At 55.1% G+C, this 17,738-nt stretch carries 19 protein-coding genes and 2 pseudogenes; 8 read left to right on the top strand and 13 right to left on the bottom strand.

Annotated features, from left to right (window positions below):
• On the top strand, positions 1 to 834 hold an 834-nt coding region (locus tag D9V82_RS11235; RefSeq protein WP_425267147.1), incomplete at its 5' end, for a Sir2 family NAD-dependent protein deacetylase.
• Here D9V82_RS11235 and D9V82_RS12800 read toward each other — a convergent pair.
• From D9V82_RS12800 to D9V82_RS11220, 5 genes are all read right to left on the bottom strand, one after another.
• Positions 835 to 1,164 carry a hypothetical protein gene (locus D9V82_RS12800; RefSeq protein WP_234462820.1) on the bottom strand — a complete coding sequence of 110 codons (330 nt, stop codon included), beginning with the start codon at positions 1,162 to 1,164 and terminating at the stop codon, positions 835 to 837.
• Between the two features lie 61 nt (positions 1,165 to 1,225).
• A complete protein-coding gene (locus tag D9V82_RS12795; RefSeq protein ID WP_234459046.1) occupies positions 1,226 to 1,657 on the bottom strand; it encodes a lipase family protein in 432 nt (143 codons plus the stop codon).
• A 240-nt stretch (positions 1,658 to 1,897) separates the two neighbouring features.
• Positions 1,898 to 2,152: a GH32 C-terminal domain-containing protein gene (locus D9V82_RS13165; protein WP_425267148.1), complete on the bottom strand. Its 255-nt coding sequence runs from the start codon at positions 2,150 to 2,152 to the stop codon at positions 1,898 to 1,900.
• Between the two features lie 51 nt (positions 2,153 to 2,203).
• The gene (locus D9V82_RS11225) at positions 2,204 to 2,512 is read right to left on the bottom strand and encodes a PIN domain-containing protein (protein WP_275403438.1); all 309 of its coding nucleotides are present in this window, start codon (positions 2,510 to 2,512) and stop codon (positions 2,204 to 2,206) included.
• Positions 2,513 to 2,613: 101 nt separating this feature from the next.
• Positions 2,614 to 2,838 (bottom strand): FitA-like ribbon-helix-helix domain-containing protein, encoded by a 225-nt coding sequence (locus D9V82_RS11220; RefSeq protein ID WP_234456645.1) that lies wholly within the window; start codon positions 2,836 to 2,838, stop codon positions 2,614 to 2,616.
• A 91-nt stretch (positions 2,839 to 2,929) separates the two neighbouring features.
• Between D9V82_RS11220 and amn the strand changes: the two genes are divergently transcribed.
• The 4 genes from amn to D9V82_RS11200 all read left to right on the top strand — a co-directional run bounded on the left by amn (position 2,930) and on the right by D9V82_RS11200 (position 6,262).
• Entirely contained in the window at positions 2,930 to 4,333 is a 1,404-nt protein-coding gene (amn, locus tag D9V82_RS11215) for an AMP nucleosidase (RefSeq protein WP_121912438.1), read from the top strand.
• A 71-nt stretch (positions 4,334 to 4,404) separates the two neighbouring features.
• The gene (locus tag D9V82_RS11210; protein WP_121912435.1) at positions 4,405 to 4,917 is read left to right on the top strand and encodes a phosphoribosyltransferase; all 513 of its coding nucleotides are present in this window, start codon (positions 4,405 to 4,407) and stop codon (positions 4,915 to 4,917) included.
• A gap of 428 nt (positions 4,918 to 5,345) precedes the next feature.
• On the top strand, positions 5,346 to 5,834 hold the full coding sequence (locus D9V82_RS11205; RefSeq protein WP_121912434.1) for a ferritin: 489 nt from the start codon (positions 5,346 to 5,348) through the stop codon (positions 5,832 to 5,834).
• Positions 5,835 to 5,908: 74 nt separating this feature from the next.
• Complete coding sequence (locus D9V82_RS11200) at positions 5,909 to 6,262, top strand: hypothetical protein (RefSeq protein WP_121912433.1); 354 nt, start codon at positions 5,909 to 5,911, stop codon at positions 6,260 to 6,262.
• 211 nt (positions 6,263 to 6,473) lie between these two features.
• Here D9V82_RS11200 and D9V82_RS11195 read toward each other — a convergent pair whose 3' ends face one another.
• On the bottom strand, positions 6,474 to 7,607 hold the full coding sequence (locus D9V82_RS11195; protein WP_121912432.1) for an ROK family transcriptional regulator: 1,134 nt from the start codon (positions 7,605 to 7,607) through the stop codon (positions 6,474 to 6,476).
• 78 nt (positions 7,608 to 7,685) lie between these two features.
• Here D9V82_RS11195 and D9V82_RS11190 point away from each other — a divergent pair, with 78 nt between their 5' ends.
• The 3 genes and pseudogenes from D9V82_RS11190 (at position 7,686) to D9V82_RS11175 (ending at position 10,938) form a co-directional block, all read left to right on the top strand.
• Positions 7,686 to 8,285: an LOG family protein gene (locus tag D9V82_RS11190; protein ID WP_234457623.1), complete on the top strand. Its 600-nt coding sequence runs from the start codon at positions 7,686 to 7,688 to the stop codon at positions 8,283 to 8,285.
• Between the two features lie 71 nt (positions 8,286 to 8,356).
• A complete protein-coding gene (locus tag D9V82_RS11185; RefSeq protein ID WP_121912430.1) occupies positions 8,357 to 10,027 on the top strand; it encodes a DUF885 domain-containing protein in 1,671 nt (556 codons plus the stop codon).
• Positions 10,028 to 10,313: 286 nt separating this feature from the next.
• A pseudogene (locus D9V82_RS11175) lies at positions 10,314 to 10,938 on the top strand (TSUP family transporter).
• Position 10,939: 1 nt separating this feature from the next.
• Here D9V82_RS11175 and hrpB read toward each other — a convergent pair.
• The 7 genes and pseudogenes from hrpB to D9V82_RS11145 all read right to left on the bottom strand — a co-directional run bounded on the left by hrpB (position 10,940) and on the right by D9V82_RS11145 (position 17,243).
• Positions 10,940 to 13,210, bottom strand: coding sequence for an ATP-dependent helicase HrpB (hrpB, locus tag D9V82_RS11170; RefSeq protein ID WP_121912429.1), 2,271 nt, complete (start codon positions 13,208 to 13,210; stop codon positions 10,940 to 10,942).
• Positions 13,211 to 13,387, bottom strand: coding sequence for a hypothetical protein (locus D9V82_RS11165; protein ID WP_234457736.1), 177 nt, complete (start codon positions 13,385 to 13,387; stop codon positions 13,211 to 13,213).
• Between the two features lie 163 nt (positions 13,388 to 13,550).
• Positions 13,551 to 13,694, bottom strand: a pseudogene (locus D9V82_RS11160) (transposase); the annotation flags it as partial.
• Positions 13,695 to 14,278: 584 nt separating this feature from the next.
• Positions 14,279 to 14,773 carry a hypothetical protein gene (locus D9V82_RS12070; protein WP_147446205.1) on the bottom strand — a complete coding sequence of 165 codons (495 nt, stop codon included), beginning with the start codon at positions 14,771 to 14,773 and terminating at the stop codon, positions 14,279 to 14,281.
• Positions 14,766 to 15,083 (bottom strand): hypothetical protein, encoded by a 318-nt coding sequence (locus D9V82_RS11155; RefSeq protein ID WP_121912428.1) that lies wholly within the window; start codon positions 15,081 to 15,083, stop codon positions 14,766 to 14,768. Before D9V82_RS11155 ends, D9V82_RS12070 begins: the two co-directional genes overlap by 8 nt.
• A gap of 403 nt (positions 15,084 to 15,486) precedes the next feature.
• Positions 15,487 to 16,398, bottom strand: coding sequence for a hypothetical protein (locus D9V82_RS11150; RefSeq protein WP_147446204.1), 912 nt, complete (start codon positions 16,396 to 16,398; stop codon positions 15,487 to 15,489).
• 134 nt (positions 16,399 to 16,532) lie between these two features.
• On the bottom strand, positions 16,533 to 17,243 hold the full coding sequence (locus D9V82_RS11145; RefSeq protein WP_121912426.1) for an ATP-binding cassette domain-containing protein: 711 nt from the start codon (positions 17,241 to 17,243) through the stop codon (positions 16,533 to 16,535).
• Between the last annotated feature and the right edge of the window lie 495 nt (positions 17,244 to 17,738).

The following is a 17,738-nucleotide window of genomic DNA, read 5'->3' as shown; positions in this document are numbered from 1 at the left end:
CATTGTCAAGAAGCCAGAGTCCAAAAAGTCGTTAGACATCCTGTCCATAAACTTCCTGGACTCCGCGTCAAAAAACTAACTGGACTCCGAGTCCAAAAAGTCAATGGACTCGGAGTCCAAAAAGTCAATGGACTCGGAGTCCAAAAAGTCACTAGACATCACAGCGCTAGCCATAGGTATTGGGCGCGCAGCTTCGTGGGCTGGCGCGTAATGGATTCTGCGGCGCCGAATCGCACGCATTACGCGCTCGTGGAGTTAGAGCGCGCTGGGTTGGTTAATGGGGTGGTTACCCAAAATGTGGATGGCCTGTATCAACGAGCGGGTACGGATAAATTGGTGGCGCTGCATGGGGATATGAAAACCGTGGTGTGTCTATTGTGTGGACACTATGAAGATCGCTCCCACTTCGATGTGCGCTTGGCGGCAGCGAACCCGGGGTACCTGGAGCGCATGGTAGTGGAAAGGGACCAAGTTAATCCAGATGGTGACGTGACGCTGGATGAGAAAGACGTTGCAGCGTTCCGGATGGCCGGTTGCGAGCGCTGCGGATCGGAGCTGCTTAAGCCGGGCGTGGTGTATTTTGGCGAGCCCGTCCCAGCCACGCGGCGGGACGCGGCCTTCGCGCTGTTGGGCGAGGCTAATTCTTTGCTGGTGGCGGGTTCTTCGCTGGCGGTGATGAGTGGCTATCGCTTCGTGCTTGAGGCAAAGAAGCAGGGCAAGCGTGTAGCTGTCATCAACGGCGGTCCGGGCCGCGGGGATAAAAAGGTGGATACGCTGTGGCGCACGCAGGTGGGGCCGGCTTTTGATACGTTGCTCGATGAACTCGAGATTTAATTAGCGGGGCGTGCGCTCCACCATTGTGAGGAGCCTGCGAACGATGGCGGGCACGCGCCTATCCATGGGCATATCTTCGTGCATGACCACGGCGTGGCGGTCGAAATCTTGAATATAGATATTGCGCACCGCCCCCTCAGGCGCGCTCTGCGGGTCGAGGAAGCAGGTGTCCGATGGGACGACGACGGCATCGGAACGCGTAGCGATGCAGGTATAGCTCCCTCCGGATTCGAGATCGCCGTCGCGATTGACATCGCAAAGCACCTCGCTGCCCACCACCTGATCCATGCCTGCGGGGCCGAACCAGCCATCAATAATGGAGCGGATCACCGCTTCTTGGCGTGGGGTACGAATGAGGCGACTGACGATGCCCCCGTGGGTTGTCCCATGATTAGGTGCGCTGATGCATATCAGGTGGATAACCTTTTCGGCGCAAGATATTGCCCATAATTTGCCAGACACCCTTGGTATCGCAGGTGCCGTGGACCAATATGACTGGCCACGGGTGTGTATCGCTTGGGCGAGCGCTCCAATCGTCTTCGAAAACGCCGCGCGGCTTGGTGCGTGCGCCAAGGGGAATGGTTTTTGCGGCATCGGCGTCGAGGGCGGAATCGCCGGGGCTGGACTGGTCCTTCTGGGTCTTGAGGCGGTCAACGATCTCTTCAGCGACGTCATCCTGCAAAGAACTCGCCGCGGCCGGGGAGGCGATGCCAAGGCGTGGCAGATCTTTTTCTTCCGGTGCATTTTCTTCGCTGACGCGCCCGATTTTGAGGAGTTGCTCAGAAATAATGCTTTTCAACTCTGCAAGGGATTCGACAGCCATGCTTTCCAAGCATACGCGTTAATGCAGGTAAATAGCCTTTTTGGGAATGCTGAAGAATTTTATGGGCCCACCCTTGACCTCGCGCCATAATCTTTGTAACATTAGGCTTGCCTAATCACGGGCGGTGCTTACGGCGTAGGGCGCTCCACTCCTTGCCGCTAAGTGCCAGAGATTAGTCATGGGGAGAGGGCCCGCCGATGCGCAGTCGGCGGGCCTTCGTTTATGTCTCGGGAGGCTATCTTATTGAATCTTGCTAGAAATAGCTTTGTCTAGCAACTTTGCGATCTCAATTGTGATGTCGGCGGGGCCATTGATTACTTCGACTGTTAGGTCGCGATCGCCTTCTCCGGCGAAGTCAAGGGAAGATAGGCTTTCGCTCCCTTCTCCAATAAACACCTCGATTGATCCTGCATCGAGATAGATATCTAGTCCCTCGTCTAGGTTCCATGGGGCGGAACGGCATCCTCGTCCCGCACCATTTTGTGGGCCATAAATAAGATGAATGCGGCAAGCCTGCGTGTCTAGAACGAGCTTTGTGGATACAGGCTATTCCTCCCAGGGATTAAGTAATGTCACACCAGTGTCGGAAAAGTCCTTAATGTTTCCAGTGGCGCAGGTTGCTGAGTATGCGCGGCAAGTGGCTGCAATTTGTGCGTCTACTGTGGAAATTGGCTTTCCCAGCTGGCGGCGGCGACTTACTACAACTCCAAATTGAAATGCTGCTTGTGCATCGAATGGAATCACCACTTGGTTCTGGAGGGAGGTGTGAAGAGCCTTCGCAAGCGAATCCCGTCTGTGTCCGTCAGGTAGAAGCATTATGCCGGCATGTAACTCGGAGAGCGTCATCGCTGTTATCGCTACTGTCTCTTCAGTGGTCCGATGTCACCACTGCAAAACTTGCTTATCTGGGGTGGGCTTCATGACCTCTGAAATGACGTTTGTATCAGCGATGATCATTAAAACTTCACCGCACGTGCTTCGTCGTCACGGGGAAGGATTGGAATTTCTGTTGCTGCCTCGCGTGAAGCCTTATATAGTGCAACACCAATATTTTTGGGGTGCACTGCATCCGTCAGAATTAATCGGGCCTCCGCCTCCATGGAATGGCCGTTTTCTTTGGCGCGTAGTGTGAGAGCTTCTTTCACTGCGTCTTCTAGTTGTCTTACCACAATAGATGCCATTACTGTCATTCTTTCGTTAATAATGATATCAATTTTGATATCGCCTCAAAGGGCGCTGCCGTGCTGCGTGGTCCCCGCTACACTCGCGGTTATGACCGATCTGCAGCATGTCCACTCCGTAGATGAAGCGGTGACTCGCTTAATTGAGCATTATGAAACCTCATGTGAGTTAGGGCGCAAGGCCCTTGCCTCGGGCATTCTCGATAATTTTCGCCACGTGGTTTATCCCAAGGTAACCGTGGAGATCCGCAAATGGCAGCCGATTGACCGCTCCGAGCCCTTTGGCTATGTGGACGAGGCTGGGAAATATTCCGCGGTCATCTCTAAGCCGCGCATCATCCGAGATTACTTGTATGAGCAGCTGACCCGGCTGACCAACAATTATTTGTGCGATATCTTCGTCGGCGAATCTGATGAGCGCATTCCGCCGGAATACATTAAGGACGCCCCCGCTGCACCGCAGGAGCGCGGTCCCATCCCGCGCCCCACCTTAGATGAGGTCAACGATGCGATTATTGATGGTGAGTGGGATGCTTTCCACGGCGAGGAAAAGCCGCTGTTTCACTTTGGGGCGCAGCGCTTTGATATCGCGTGTGCGCGCATCGAGCACTATACTGGTATCGAGGTTGATACGGTGCAGAAATACATTCTGTTTACCAATTATGCGATGCATACGACGGAATTCGTGAAATTCGGCCTGCGCGAGCTAACCAAGGAAGACTCGCGATATACAGCACTCTTACTGCCCAATGGGGAGACTATTCACCCCAATGACGCGGTAAACCTCGACCTGGATGGGCTGACGCTGACCTCGCGCTTTCAGATGCCCCGGTTCGATCTCATTACCGCGGGTGGCGATGGGATCACCATGATCAACATTGGGGTGGGGCCATCAAATGCGAAGACCATTACGGATTGCTTGGCCGTTCTGCGGCCGGAGGCCTGGATCATGATCGGGCATTGCGCCGGCATGGACGGGCGCATGCGCATAGGTGACCTGATCTTAGGCAATGCTTATGAGCGACACGACCATATCTTGGACCGGCAAATAGTTTCTTCCACGCCGATTCCGGCCATTCCGGAAGTCCAGCGCATGCTGGAGGCAGCCGTGGATGAGGTCTACGGTAGGGATAATTCGCTCATGCGTACCGGCACGGTGTTATCGACTGATGATCGCGATTGGGAGTGGCGTACCAGCCGGGATCTGTGGGAGTGGTTGCGCACTTCTACCGCAGTCGCGGTGGATATGGAATCGTGCGCCCTGGCGGCGAATGGGTACCGCTACCGCGTGCCTTATGGCACGTTGCTATCTGTGTCAGATTTACCGCTGCATGCCGTACCGAAGTTACCGGCACAGGCCCAGGCCTTTTATTCCAATTCCAAGGAAGCCCACGTCATGTGCGCGGTGCGCGCAGTAGAACAGCTGGCAGAAAATCCGGAGCGCCTGCGCACGCGCAAGTTGCGGCGCACGTTGGGAGAGGTTCCTTTCCGGTAACTGTTTTCCCTTGATAGGTATAGCTAGTTAAACTACCAATAAATCCATAACGCAAAAGGAGCCGCGCAATCGTGACTGAGAATTGGATCCACCCGGACCGGGAGAACCTCACCTGGGAAGTCTTCGGCGAAGCGAGCCGGAATCTTTCGGAGCAAATTGTGGAATCTGGTTGGTTTCCTGACTTAATCGTGGGCGTGGCTCGCGGTGGCCTGATCCCAGCCGGTGCCATAGGTTATGCCCTCGGGGTCAAGGCTATGGGTGCTATTAACGTGGAGTTCTATACCGATATTGGCCAGACCTTGGACGAGCCGATCATCTTGTCCCCGCAATTGGACACGGATTCCCTCAAGAGTAAGAAGGTGCTTGTGGTTGATGACGTGGCTGATTCGGGAAAAACCCTGGATCTAGTGGTGAACTTCCTGGAAGAAACCGCCGATGAGGTACGTTCCGCTGTGGTGTATACCAAGCCGAAGACGATCTTCGAGCCGGATTACTCGTGGAAGAAGACGGATAAGTGGATCAACTTTGCGTGGTCGGCGCTGCCGGTTATCACGGCGGATGGCTCCTTTCAGGAAGGCTCGTAGTAGCTACTCGCATCAATAAAACCCGCTGGTCCTTTTGCTAGGCCATGATCAGCATTAGGGCGTCCTACGCGCGCACTCTGAAACTGATGCCCGGTCTGAAATCAACGTAATGGTACTAATGGTCGCGGACGTATATGTGATTAATAACACACTAAAGATCTAATGTGCGTAGCCGTACTAGCCTTAGAGTTGTAAGTCTAGTGGGGTGGCGAGGCGAGATTCGCCCTTCAGGCCGATGACCTCGAATTTTTAGGCGATATTAACCCAGTGTTGTGGAGCAGTGTTGTCTTAACTAACTTAGGTGATCCAATCTGAAAAATGCTGCTGAGCTGCGGGTTTGTTAAGTATACCTTGCTAGACGAGGAATTTTATTTCGGTATTGTAGTGTACGTAACCAATTAATTCCCCCCTACAGAAAGGATTTAGCAATGGATGAGAAACTGCAAACCCTGCTAAACAATCAGGTCATTAACGAGCACGGCGCCGCTATGGTCTACACCCAACTGGCCTACGAGATGGACAACCTGTCCTTCCCGGGCATGCGCGATTGGTTCATGGCACAGGCTGCTGAGGAGCGCGTCCACGCACAGAAGCTTGCGGACCACCTCTTGGCACGCGGCTACCGCGTAGAGCTGAACGATATCCCGGTAGGCTCCATCAAGGCAGCCACGCCGCTCGACGCATTCGAGGCTTCCTTGGCTCACGAGCAGAAGGTCTCCGAGCAGATTCGCGAGATTGCCCGCGTGGCCCTTGACGTCCAGGATCTGGACTCCCGCCAGCTCATTGACTGGTTCCTGTCCGAGCAGATCGAGGAAGAGGCCGGCGTTTCTGAGATTATTGACCAGATCAAACTGGTCGGCAACGATGGCGCTGGTTTGCTGCGCATCGATTCTCATCTGGCTAACCGCAACTCCTAAGTTGTGAATAACAAAACGATCAAGATTTAAATCAATCCTCCCACGGTGCTGTACTGCTGTGGGAGGATTGCCGTATGTCTGCACACCTTAAAGCGATTCTTTCCGCCAGCCTGGCGGTATTGGCATTAAGTCTCATCATCGGTGCTGCGGTCATCTCAAGCCACGTTACCCTCGGCATCTTTTTGACTACTGCGGCACTCATGCTGAGTCCGTTTGCGGGAGTGGTGATGTTGGCATGCGGGGTCATCGGCAAGCGCGGGCTGGTCAACCGCTCCTTATATTCCTTGAGCGGAATGCTGATTTTGGCCTCGCTGGCTGTACTCATTGTGTTGCCGCTGGCGCAGGCAACGCTGGCGCTGGTGATTTTTATTGCCGGTACTGCGGTAGGGATTGTGGCAGTCCAGACCCAGGCCACGCGGCGGGCATAAATTGGACGCATTATTCCGAAGTTGCTCTTCGATATATACGGCGTGTTGCTGCGCCTCGCCTCCCAGCGGCTTTCTGGGAGGCGGTGGCCGCGCTCTCGGCGCACCCTAAAGACACGCATTTTTCGATGACCGCATCGACTACCTCGAGGGTGCGGGCTACTGCGGGCTAGATACCCACTTGTTTACTGGAATCGACCCTGCCCGCGAGGACTTAAGCTGTATGGAGTGAGCGGCCCAGCTCTAAGGGTGCGCGCAATAGCTGATCGGTGGCCACGGTACGGGCGACGGCGCGGACGATTTCTTTGTGGCTTGGAATCATGCGCAGTTCCAGATCGTTTGCGGTGGAATCGCGGACGGTGGAGGCAAAAAGCTGGGGTGCGCGGGCATCTCCGGTAAACGCCCCGCCGGCGATGACCACTGTCTTCGGCGAGTATTCGTCGACTAATGCCGCCGTAATCAGGCCCAGTTGGCGGGCGCGCTCATCCAAGATGGCGCGCACGGCTGAATTGGATTGGGCTATAGTCGCGACCTCGTGCAGGGTATTGGTCTCGATGCCCTGGCGGCGTACGGCGTTTAGGATTGATTGGGTGGCCAGAAGGTGTTCGGAAGCGCCATGGCCCAGCACATCAGAGTGGGTCTGCGGCAGCGGGATGATGGAGTTTACTTCGTCATCGACGGATAACGCCGATCCCAGGGAATCATCCGCAAAGAGCAGGAGCACGCGCTCATTGCTGCCAATCTCAGCGGCCTGCGTCTCCGAGCCCAAAATAGCGGAAATGGCGGAAGTCACCACTACGGGAACGCTAAATTGGAAGCGCAGCCGTGCCGCGATATCGACGCCGTGCCACCCCAGATTTTCAGCGGTGACCAGACCCTTGTCATCCACGGAGCCTGAAGTGGTAATTCCCAAAGCCACGAGGCGGCGATCCAGGCTGGTCATCATGCGGTTAATGCTGGCCATGATGTGCTCAAGAAAATCTTCTTCCGTCAGTCGCGCGACGGGGGTGGCGATTTCTTCTTCCGAAACGGTGCGGCCCTTGATGTCATAAAGGCCGATATAGGTCTCTGAGGTGCCGACGGCTATTCCGCCGAGTACCCAGTTATTATCCGCAGCCTCGAGGGGAACCGTAGGGCGGCCCCGGCCCTGGGATTGGGTGAGGTCGGTGCGCTCCTGGATGAGGCCCGCATTAAGGAGTGCTGTGGTAGCGCGGGTAATGGTGGGTTGGGAGAGCCCGGTGGCTTCTACCAGCTCACTACGGGTAATGATCTGGTTCAGGCGCACCAGGTGAAGGCACTTAGCAGCCGGTGTACGGGGGCGCGTGAACACGGGGCCAGGTTTGATCATAGACGAAAGTATATGTGTCACAGACTGCTTTGTCTAATCTATTCATGGGTGTATGTACCGAATGGTCTAAAGGTGGAGATGGGCCAAAAATTCCCTATGCTGGGGCGCATGAGATCCGTAGCGGTTTATTGTGGCTCCGCCGAGGGCAATTCACCCGCCTATAGCGCAACGGCCCAACAATTGGGTGACGAACTTGCCCGTCGCGGGCTGAACTTGGTGTATGGCGGCGGAAATATTGGCCTTATGCGCGAGGTAGCCAATTCCTGCCTATATGCTGGCGGCACCGTCACTGGCGTCATGCCGCAAGCCCTGGTGGATTTAGAAATATCCCATCCAGGCTTAACCCGCCTCGAGGTCGTGGGCTCCATGGCCGAGCGAAAAACCCGCATGGAGCAGCTGGCGGATGCGTTTATTTGCCTGCCTGGCGGCGCGGGCACATTGGAGGAAGTAACAGAAGTGCTGACCCAGCAACAGTTGGGCAGCATTCGCGGGCCCGTTGGCTTGGTCAATGTGGAAGGTTTTTGGCAGCCCTTTTATGACATGTATGCCGCCATGGCTGAGGCGGGTTTCATCCTGCCCCGCTATGTAAAATCACTGGTCATAGAGGACTCTCCCGCAGCTGTGCTGGATGGATTTGCCGGGTGGCACTACCCGGGCACGAAGTGGGACAACGATTAGCCAGCCAGTGTGCAACATTTGGGCGGGCCTGTCTGGCTTATCAACAAGATAAAGGGTTAGACTTCCCTCTTATGAGTTCTGAGCAGACCGCTAAGCGCCAGCCCTCTCTACTGGACGCTTCGTGCGATAACTTCGTTCACGACCTAGCCGAGCTATCCCCCACAGATGCAACCGCGTGGGGCATCGATGGTTTTGAAGGCGAATTGCAGGATTTTTCTCCCGATTATTTTGAGGCGGTCGCTGATCGCACTCGTGACATGGTTGCGGATCTAGATGCCTTGGATGACACCACCGATGAATCCGATGATGACGATGACTTCGATGACGTAGATTACGTCACCGCAGCCGTCTTGCGGGATCGGCTCTGCTTAGATCTGGATTTGCACCACCACGGCGAGGATATTCGCAGCCTCAATAATATTGCCTCGCCCGTGCAGACGATCCGGGATTCCTTGTTGCTTATGCCGCAGGATACCCCGGAGGATCGGGAGGCTATTCGCTCCCGCTTGGCCAAAGTCAAGGGCTCGCTTGATGGTTACCGTGAGTCCCTGAAGGAAGCGGCATCCCACGGCATGGTGGCACCGCACCGCCAGATCTCTGAGGTCATTGTGCAGTGCGAGCGGCTTGCCGATGCCGACTCTATGCTCGAGGGCCTCGGCCTCGACCCTGACTCCGCTGAGGTCAAAAAGGCCAAAGAGGCCTTTGGTGAGTTTTCGGACTGGCTGTCTAATGATCTGCAGCCGCAGTCCTCGAATAAGGACGCGGTGGGCCGCGAACGCTACGAGCGTTTTTCTAAGCTTTTCGTCGGAGATGCCGTGGACCTGGATGAGGCCTATGAATGGGGCCTTGACCAGGTACGTTTCCTGCGCGGAGAGCAGGAAAAGGTTGCGCACGAGCTTTATGGCTCAGAGTGCTCGGTACGCTCTGCCATGCGCAAGCTGAACCACGAGGAGCGCTATACCCTGCGCGGTACCGATGCCTTGGTGGAGTGGATGCAGGGTAAGGCCGATGCGGTCATCGCCGAGCTCAACGGCAAAGAATTCGATATTCCAGCAGAGGTCGAAGAGATCGAGTGCCGTATCGACCCAGCGGGTACCGGCGGGATTTTCTACACCCCGCCCAGTGATGACTTTTCGCGCCCGGGCCGCATGTGGTGGTCTGTGCCGGAGGGCCAAGATACCTTCCACACTTGGCAGGAGCTGACCACCGTGCACCATGAGGGTGTGCCGGGCCACCACCTGCAGCTGGGATTTGCCCTGGTGCAAGAGGATCTCAACCTGTGGCGCCGCGCGGTGACCTGGAACTCTGGCCACGGCGAGGGCTGGGCCCTGTATGCTGAGCAGCTCATGGCTGAGCTGGGCTACATGAACGATCCTGGCGTGCGGATGGGGCTGCTTGATGCCCAGCGCCTGCGCGCTGCCCGCGTCGTGGTGGACATTGGATTGCACTTGGGCAAGAAGCTGCCGGACTGCACCGTATCCGGCGTGTGGGATAAGGCCCACGTGAAAACCTACATGCGCGAAAACACCGCCATGGATGATGCGAACCTCAACTTTGAGGTTAACCGCTACCTGGGTTGGCCGGGCCAGGCCCCGTCCTATGCTTTGGGCCAGCGCCTGTGGCAAGAAACCCGTGCTGCCGCCGAGGAGCAGGGCATGAGCGCCCGCGAATTCCACTCCGCGGCCTTGGCTCTTGGCTCGGTTCCGATGTCGGTGCTGCGCGAGGCCGTGCTCAATAACTAAGCGCGCAGGTTAGCCGCGCACGCTAGCGCTTTGTGTAAAACTTGGTGACTGCCCTGATGAGCTGCGGCAGGTACCCCGCAATGACCAGCACCGCGATGAGGCGGGTAAGCTGCGCCGCGATAAAAAGAATCGTCGCGGGGAGCTGCTTGGCAAAGGCCTTGAGCGATGGGAGAGAAAGCCCGCCGCCGCAGAAGATTCCCAGTGCCGTTGTGCCACGTCTTATCTCGTTTTCTGCTCGTTCTCGATCGAGTCCAGTCCTCCCCGACGCGAGGTTTATGATCTCCTCATGGATATTGACGTGGCACAGTGGGCGGTGCTCCTAGTGGGAGCGGCGGGTGCAGGCTGGGTTGATGCGGTCATCGGCGGGAGAGCTCGTTCGATACGCCCTCATCGCGCTCGTGTGCGCTGGGCTGGGCGCGAGCGTTGCGGCGAATCTTAATAGCGACATCATGCGCCCGCTCATCATCGTGCTCCTAGTGGTGGTGGGCGCCTTCGTGACCTTGAAACCGAGCTTTGGCACCACCGAGTCGCTCGGTATCCGGGGCGGATGGCGCACCTGGGCGGGGCTTGTGGCAGTCGCTGCCATCTCTTTTTACGACGGGATCTTTGGTCCGGGAACCGGCATGTTCCTGATCATGGCCTTTACCTTCATCTTTTCTCAAAACTTCGTGAAATCCGCGGCGATGGCCAAGGTGGTCAATACGGCCACCAACCTTGGTGCGCTGGTGACCTTTATCTTTGGCGGCCACGTGTGGTGGACCCTTGGTATCGCGTTGGCCGCCGCCAATATCCTTGGCGCCCAGCTGGGCGCGCGGATGGTGCTCACCGGCGGGACGAAATTTATCCGCTACGCCCTGCTTACCTTGGTAGTGGTCATGAGCTGCTATTTATCCTGGCAGCAGTGGGGTTAGGCTACATCCGGTTCTTGGTTCGCGCGGTGGCGATGGCATTCCACGGATCCTCTGGCCATGGGTGCTTGGGGTAGCGCCCGCGCATATCGGCACGCACCCCAGCGTAGGGGCCGGACCAGAAGCTCGCGAGATCATCGGTCACCGCTAGCGGGCGACCGGCGGGGGAGAGCAGGTGAAATTGCACCCGGTTGCCGCAATACTTAGGGGATTCGGCGAAGCCGAAGCATTCCTGCAACTTGATGTGGACCACGGGGCGCTCGCCCGACCAGTCGATCTTGGCATCGCGGCCGGAGGGCACTGGGAGGTGCTTGGGGGCGAGCTCGTCTAGGTTGGTGGCTTCCGGCCAGGGGAGCAGGCGGTGCAGGGTAGGGTACATGTCTATCTTGGCGGTGGGGGTTCCCGCGGCAATCTGCTGCAGCTCGGGACCAAGCCATTCGGCGGGATCGGTGGCATCGACATTCGGCCACGGACCGCCGTAGTGCGCATGCAGGTGGCGGAGCCTATCTTTTAAGCTCTGGGCCTTTTCGCTGAAGGTGAATAGACCGAGTCCCTCTTCGCGGATGCCGGCGGCGAGGGCCTGCGCGGCGGCATCGCCGGTGACCTTGACCGGGGTTTCGGACAGCACAATTGCCCCGGCCGCTCGCACCATAACCCCGCGCACGCGGCCCCCACGTAGGAACGCGCGGGTTTCTTCGGTCACGCCGATGGCATCCAGCGCGGCGGATTCTTCGATGCGCGCGGCGGTCCGGATGATGGGGTTTCCCGCATTGGAGAGGGTGACCTCCGCGATGGCGAGCCACGGCGAGCCAGCCAGCCCAGAGTTATCCGGCAGTCGGGCGCGGGTACCGCTGGCCAGCAGGTAAACTTCATCCACTCGCTTGGCCACCTGCTCGGGATAGGCGGTGGCGACGACCTCGCCGGGGTCAGCGGGGCCGAGATCCTTCACCAAATGAGACAGGCGCGTGATGTCCTTGTGCGGTGCGGAACGGCGGGTGAGATCGGTGGTGTTGGTGGGGGCATCGGCAAGCGCGGCGATGGTGGGGGCCGCCTGGCTGCCGTGGCGGAGCAGGGCCGCGCCGAGGCGAGGATCGGTAGGCAGCAGGGCGAGCTCCTGCGTCGCGCCAATGCGCTCGAGGGTGGTGCGTGCGGCTGCAAGGGCCTGGACAGGCGGTCGGTCGAGCAGCGGGAAATCCGAGCCCGCGCCCCAACAATCCAAAAACAGCGCAGCCTGGGTGAGGTCCGCGGACAGGATCTCCGGCGTGGTGTGCGGGGAAAAGTGCTGGTAATCGTCCTGGGAATAGCAGCGAATGACCGTACCTGGCGCCTCACGCCCGGCACGGCCCGCGCGCTGGTCCGCGCTCGACTTCGACGTGGAGACCGTCACCAAACCGGACATGCCGCGCTGCGCATCACGCCGGGGAACGCGGGCCAGCCCCGCATCCACCACCACGCGCACGCCGGGCACCGTCAGCGAGGATTCCGCGATGGCTGTTGCCACCACAATGCGCTGCTCATCGGTATAAAGTGCGGCATCCTGCTCCGCGGCGGTCTGCCTGCCATGCAGCGGGAAAACATTATGGCCCCGCAGCTCCTCACATACCAGGTTGACCTCGCGCACGCCGGGTACGAAGACCAGGGTGGATTCGTGTTGGCGGGCCGCCTGCTTGGCGATGCCCCCGTAAAACTCCCGCAAACCCGCCGCGCGCCCCGGCTGCGGCGCGTACTGGATATCCAGTGGATAGGTCACCGCCTCGGTAGTATGGACGGGAGCACCCATGAGCTGGGAAAAGCGCTGCGCGTCGACCGTGGCAGACATGGCGATGACGCGAAAGTCTTCGCGCAGCTCGGCCAGCTCCAAGCACATGCCGAGCACCAGATCCGTATCCAGCTGGCGCTCGTGAACCTCATCGATGGCCACAGCGGCCACGCCCTCTAGCCCCGGATCCTTCAACAGGCGGCGCAGCAGCACGCCCGGGGTCACGAACTCGACTTCGCTGCCTGTGCGGGATTCGCCGCGGATGGCGAAACCGACCTTATCCGGGGTACCGCTGAGGGTGCTCAAGCGCTGGGCGGCCGCGCGCACGGCCACGCGGCGCGGGGCGGTGACGATGACCTTGCCGCGCCCTGCCGCGTGATTGGCTAGGGCAGGCGGCACGAGCGTGGTTTTACCCGTTCCGGGCGGTGCCTGAATGACGACGTTTCCGGTGCGAGGCAGCGAATCGATGGTCTCGGCTACGGGCAGCCCCGCGCCAATGCTGGCGAGATCGAACATTTAGTTGGCGGTCCCACACCAGGTATTGCGCCCCACGGTAATGAACGAGCAATTGGGCCCAAAAGTACGTTGGTGCTCCTTATCGATGTCCCCCATGCCCGGCAGGTGCCACTGCCCACCGGTCATTGGCTCCCAAGTGCCGTAGCGTTGCAGGTCGTGCAGCTTCTGTTCATCCATGGTGGCCAGTGTAGAGGGTGCGTGGTTCCTGCCGAGCATGCCGGACTTGACCCCCTCACCTTTTGATAGATTTAGGGAGACGTTTCTTATCAAACCATCTTGTGGAGTGTTTTTCTGATGAGTCGTTTGATTGGCTTTGCTGGGATTGCGGGCCCTTCCGGTTTTAGAGTGCGTTGATTTTGTCTTGTAGTTGTCTGGAGTGGATCAGGCACCGCACGATGTAGTGGTTGAGGTTTTTAAATCCTAAGGCGATGCCGCGTAGGTGTTCGAGCCTGCCGTTGATTGCCTCGACGGGGCCGTTGGATGCACGAAGTGGCAGGAAGTTTGTGTGTGAGGCACTGAACTGGAAGGAGTTTCACCGATAATGATTACGGTGACACCGTAGAAAGGCCCTGACCCAGCGAGGGGGCGATGAGATCAGAGAGAAACTGATGTAAAATCATTCACTCGCGAGTTTGATCGGCGGGCTGTCGACTTCCATCGATGCTCTGCAGGCGGAAAGTCATGCGCATTTAGGCTACGGCTATGCCGGCCGGGAGACGAAAGCCTAGAGGTGAACTAGCTTATGGCGGCAATCGCCGTAATGGGTTGTATATCAAGACCATCAACTCTGGCTACGGATCGTTGGAAATGACCGGGCCTAGGGAACAGGGGGTAGGTTTATTTTCCAGATGGGCATCCATTTCAGTGTTTAGCAAGCAGCTTCTTTTCAATCGCATCAATCTTGGCCTTACCGGTCGACTCTCGTCAAGCTACAGTAACGATTCTGTTTCATCTCCTCATGTGGATTAGGTACTCATGCACAACCCATCAGACCTTCTTTGACAAGTTTCTCGGTATAAAAAACGCTGGCAAGTTGCGTTCTGACTAAAGAATTAGTTTGTCGATTCTTTATTGCCTTTGCCACAATATCCTTCCGTCTCCAAAGGGAGGAAATAGGAAAATGACATGGGCTAAACAAGCTATGCCAATACCAAAAGAGTCCATTGCAAAAGCTGGAAATGCTAAGAATGCTGCACTAAAAGGACCCATACATGCGATGATTTTTGCAACTCGAGCAAGCTTTGGCTGTTTAGTAACTACTGATATGCGGAAGAGTGTAGATTCTATCTTTGGAGGGTCCCCAGGGAGAAATATTGAAGATGCAACGATATGACCCATTTCGTGAGTCCAAAAAGGAAGGAATGCGCAAAAAAAGGATGCTTTTAGGGAAAAGATGAGTACAGGAAGAAGGGATGTGTCTCTAAAAGCAATGGCAAATGTAGACGCCATTAGGGCTATCCCCGCCAAGACAATTATCAGGGGGGACATCTGTCGGCATATGGCAACCGTTAATTCTCCAGCCACCGATATCAACGCGTTGGCGTTTATATTTTTTCTATTCACGAGTGGAAGATTTTAAATTTTCCTTGTATCGCGTTAATGCGCGAAAAATCAAGATGGTTATAAATGAAAAGATAAAAAAAGCCATGAAAATGATAAACAAATTCAACTGGCTATTGATTCCAAAGGTTGCATCTAGATTGTTTATTTCGTTTACCGAAGAAGAGAAGAAGACTGAATTAAACAAGCCGGTTGCTTTGAATTCTTCGGAGTCATTTGAGAACGCTAAATACAGAATCGTTAGAACGGCCGCGCTGCCGGTCAGGCAAAATGCGATAATAAGACTGGCAAGCGAAGTGGCAAAGATTTTCATTACTGTTCCTTAATGGTCTGGAAGTGAATTTTTCTTTATTTCGAGTATTCCGGCTGACGCTACGCCTAGAAGGAAAAATAGCGTAGCGATTGCCCAACCCCAAGGGGGGAGGGAAAACACGGAAAGCCCTAAGGTAAAGAAGATTACAAATATAGCAGCGATGGCTATACCAGTTATAACTGCAAGTGGATTGTCTTTTTCGGAGGGAAGAATAATCCCTAAAGTTATAGTTAGTGGGATAGTCCCAATACAGCCAATTACGCTAATTAGTCCCGTAGAAGTGTCTCCGCCAATGGCCCAAAATCCTATAAAGAAAACGAGTACAAACGGAATAGATATGCTTAGCAAAGATAAGCAAAGGAAGAGGTAGACCTCAACGGGGCGTACCTTAAGAGATGGAAAGCTACGTAGCGGTCTTGTTGATGAGTAGGCATAGATTCCAAGGAACGAAATTATTTCTCCGACTAGAATGGGGGGGGATAGCGTGAGAAAGAATGAGAACAATATAGCCTCCCAGCGCGAATATTAGAGTAATCCAAGTTTCTTGCGCTCTTAAAAAACTAAGGAGATAAGATTTAAAGAGGGTTTGGCGAATAGTGGACGGATTACTTAAGTCTCCTTTAGAGGGCGTTCTAGTAAGAATGTACTCTTTTTGTTTCGTGAAGAGCGCTCCGCTTGTTAGGGTTGCTGCTGTTAATAGAAAAATACATGAGATAACAGCCGTCAGGGAGCAAATGAAAAATCCATACTTTTCCGAAATCAAGGTGTAGGTATCACTCCACAGGAATGCTCTGTTCCCAGACTGGAATGCTGAGGTAATGCTAGCGACTTTCGTCGTCATTCCAATCTGAGATAATCCAGCGAGTATTAGCAATACGCAAATTGCTAATATATCTTTTATTCTTCCCAGCCGGACTACAGAAAAACCCCAAGTCAGTATGTTGTAGATGAAGGCAAGTCCAACCACTAGTGTGGCTGCGGGAAAAACGATAGAAGTAGCCACTTGGCTAGAAACTTCTATCCCAAAAACAAATGGCAGGGGTGCGATAGAAGAAAAGAATACGACTATCAGAATTCCCGCGATAAATGCTAATTCATTTATAAAAAGGGCGACCGAACGCTGGTGGTCTGTAACGGGAAGGCTCTCTGTTAGGGAGAGCATATTTGATGATTTGAGAAAAAGTATTCTTACTATAATAAAGCCAATGAAGACCCATTGGGGGAGTGTCAGATTGGCAAGGTCTAAGACTAACGTGTCTATATGCGTAACTTTATCCGACCCTCTGTAAAACAGGTAGCCGATGGTGGCCAGCACTATTAAGAGGGTGGTTCCGAGAAACGCCAACAGTATTCGCGTCTCTCGGTATCGCAGAATGCCGAGGGAGAGCATTCTTCTAACCAGGAAAGTTCTGAAAAACCTGCTTATGGATAGTGTTTCCTGAACGACTGTCACCTGTTTTCCTCCTCTACGAGGTTTTCGAGAAGAGAAGTAAGGCTGCCGTATTGGTTTGACATTTCAGTATAAGTAAGGTCGCGTAGCAGCCGTCCATCTTTCAAACCTAGGTATCGGTCAGCAAGGTCTTCAGTGAGAAAATTGTCATGGGTGCATAGAATGACTGTTTTATCACGCGATAAATTAGACAGGTCTTCTTTCGCTAAGCGAAGGGACTGAAAATCAACACCATTGAGTGTTTCATCTAGGATAGTTAAATCCCTGCTCATTAAAAGAGCACAAATGAATTGGAGCTTCTTTTTCATTCCGTGGGAATAATCTTCAATAAGAGAGCTAATTTGCCCGGATAGTTGATATCTCTGAAGTAAGTCGTCTAGTTTTTGAGAGTCAACTGGCTGATGGTATAGCGAAGAATAAAATTTTATTAATTCTAATCCGTTTAGGAAATCAGGGAGGTTTTCATTGCCGGTTAGTAGCAGAGTATTCTGCTTTGCCTCCCGCGAGGCAGGGGGCAATCCGGATAGGCTGATTGTCCCGGTACTGGGGGTGAGGATTCCGGCAAGCATTTTTAGCAAAGTGCTCTTCCCGGATCCATTTGAACCAACAAGACCTACTACTCCGCCGGGGGCGACCTCGAAGCTTATGTCATTGATAGCTGGAGAAGAGCTGCCAGCGTAGTAGTAGGTGATTGATGATGTAGTGAGCATTAGTCGTTAGAGTGGATTAGCGCTGGCATTCCATGCTGACTGAAAATCCCCACTTTACCCATTTCCAGTGTCCGGTAAATTTCCCGTGACCTTTCGTTACGCACCACACGGCCATACCAGCTAGGAGGACAGTGCCTAGGGCGAGGAGTACTGCAACGAGTACCACGTACCAAGCGTCGTAGCGGAGCAATGCTCGGTCAAAGCGGTCCTTTGCGCTAAGCAGATATGGAAAATAGTATGCGCCCAGAGGCGAAGAGGCGAGAGCTGGCATTTCAGTAGTAGGTGCAGAGCGGGCAATGACGGTGATCATTTGGTTTCCTTTCGGGGAGAACTGACTGGAGAGACACTTTGACTTAGAAGTATGCTTGTGAGGTTACCCTCGTTTAGTGGACACCCTATTAGTACGGATCTTGTGTCCGTAGGAGAGGATGTTCATTGTGAGTTCGTCAAGGAAGAAGTACACCCCGGAGTACCGGCGTGAAGCCGCGAATCTGG

The sequence above is a fragment of the Corynebacterium macginleyi genome, assembly GCF_003688935.1.
Lineage (GTDB): Bacteria > Actinomycetota > Actinomycetes > Mycobacteriales > Mycobacteriaceae > Corynebacterium > Corynebacterium macginleyi.
The sequence above is the reverse complement of the archived record's forward strand: the minus strand, read 5'-3'. Positions and strand labels throughout refer to the sequence as shown.

What these genes read in the sequence shown, in the direction of transcription:
- D9V82_RS12795 (WP_234459046.1), bottom strand. Translation starts at nt 1,657, where the DNA reads ATGGCTGTCGAATCCCTTGCAGAGTTGAAAAGCATTATTTCTGAGCAA.
- D9V82_RS11220 (WP_234456645.1), bottom strand. Translation starts at nt 2,838, where the DNA reads ATGGCATCTATTGTGGTAAGACAACTAGAAGACGCAGTGAAAGAAGCT.
- amn (WP_121912438.1), top strand. Translation starts at nt 2,930, where the DNA reads ATGACCGATCTGCAGCATGTCCACTCCGTAGATGAAGCGGTGACTCGC.
- D9V82_RS11205 (WP_121912434.1), top strand. Translation starts at nt 5,346, where the DNA reads ATGGATGAGAAACTGCAAACCCTGCTAAACAATCAGGTCATTAACGAG.
- D9V82_RS11200 (WP_121912433.1), top strand. Translation starts at nt 5,909, where the DNA reads ATGTCTGCACACCTTAAAGCGATTCTTTCCGCCAGCCTGGCGGTATTG.
- D9V82_RS11195 (WP_121912432.1), bottom strand. Translation starts at nt 7,607, where the DNA reads ATGATCAAACCTGGCCCCGTGTTCACGCGCCCCCGTACACCGGCTGCT.
- D9V82_RS11190 (WP_234457623.1), top strand. Translation starts at nt 7,686, where the DNA reads ATGGGCCAAAAATTCCCTATGCTGGGGCGCATGAGATCCGTAGCGGTT.
- D9V82_RS11185 (WP_121912430.1), top strand. Translation starts at nt 8,357, where the DNA reads ATGAGTTCTGAGCAGACCGCTAAGCGCCAGCCCTCTCTACTGGACGCT.
- hrpB (WP_121912429.1), bottom strand. Translation starts at nt 13,210, where the DNA reads ATGTTCGATCTCGCCAGCATTGGCGCGGGGCTGCCCGTAGCCGAGACC.
- D9V82_RS11165 (WP_234457736.1), bottom strand. Translation starts at nt 13,387, where the DNA reads ATGGATGAACAGAAGCTGCACGACCTGCAACGCTACGGCACTTGGGAG.
- D9V82_RS11155 (WP_121912428.1), bottom strand. Translation starts at nt 15,083, where the DNA reads ATGAAAATCTTTGCCACTTCGCTTGCCAGTCTTATTATCGCATTTTGC.
- D9V82_RS11145 (WP_121912426.1), bottom strand. Translation starts at nt 17,243, where the DNA reads ATGCTCACTACATCATCAATCACCTACTACTACGCTGGCAGCTCTTCT.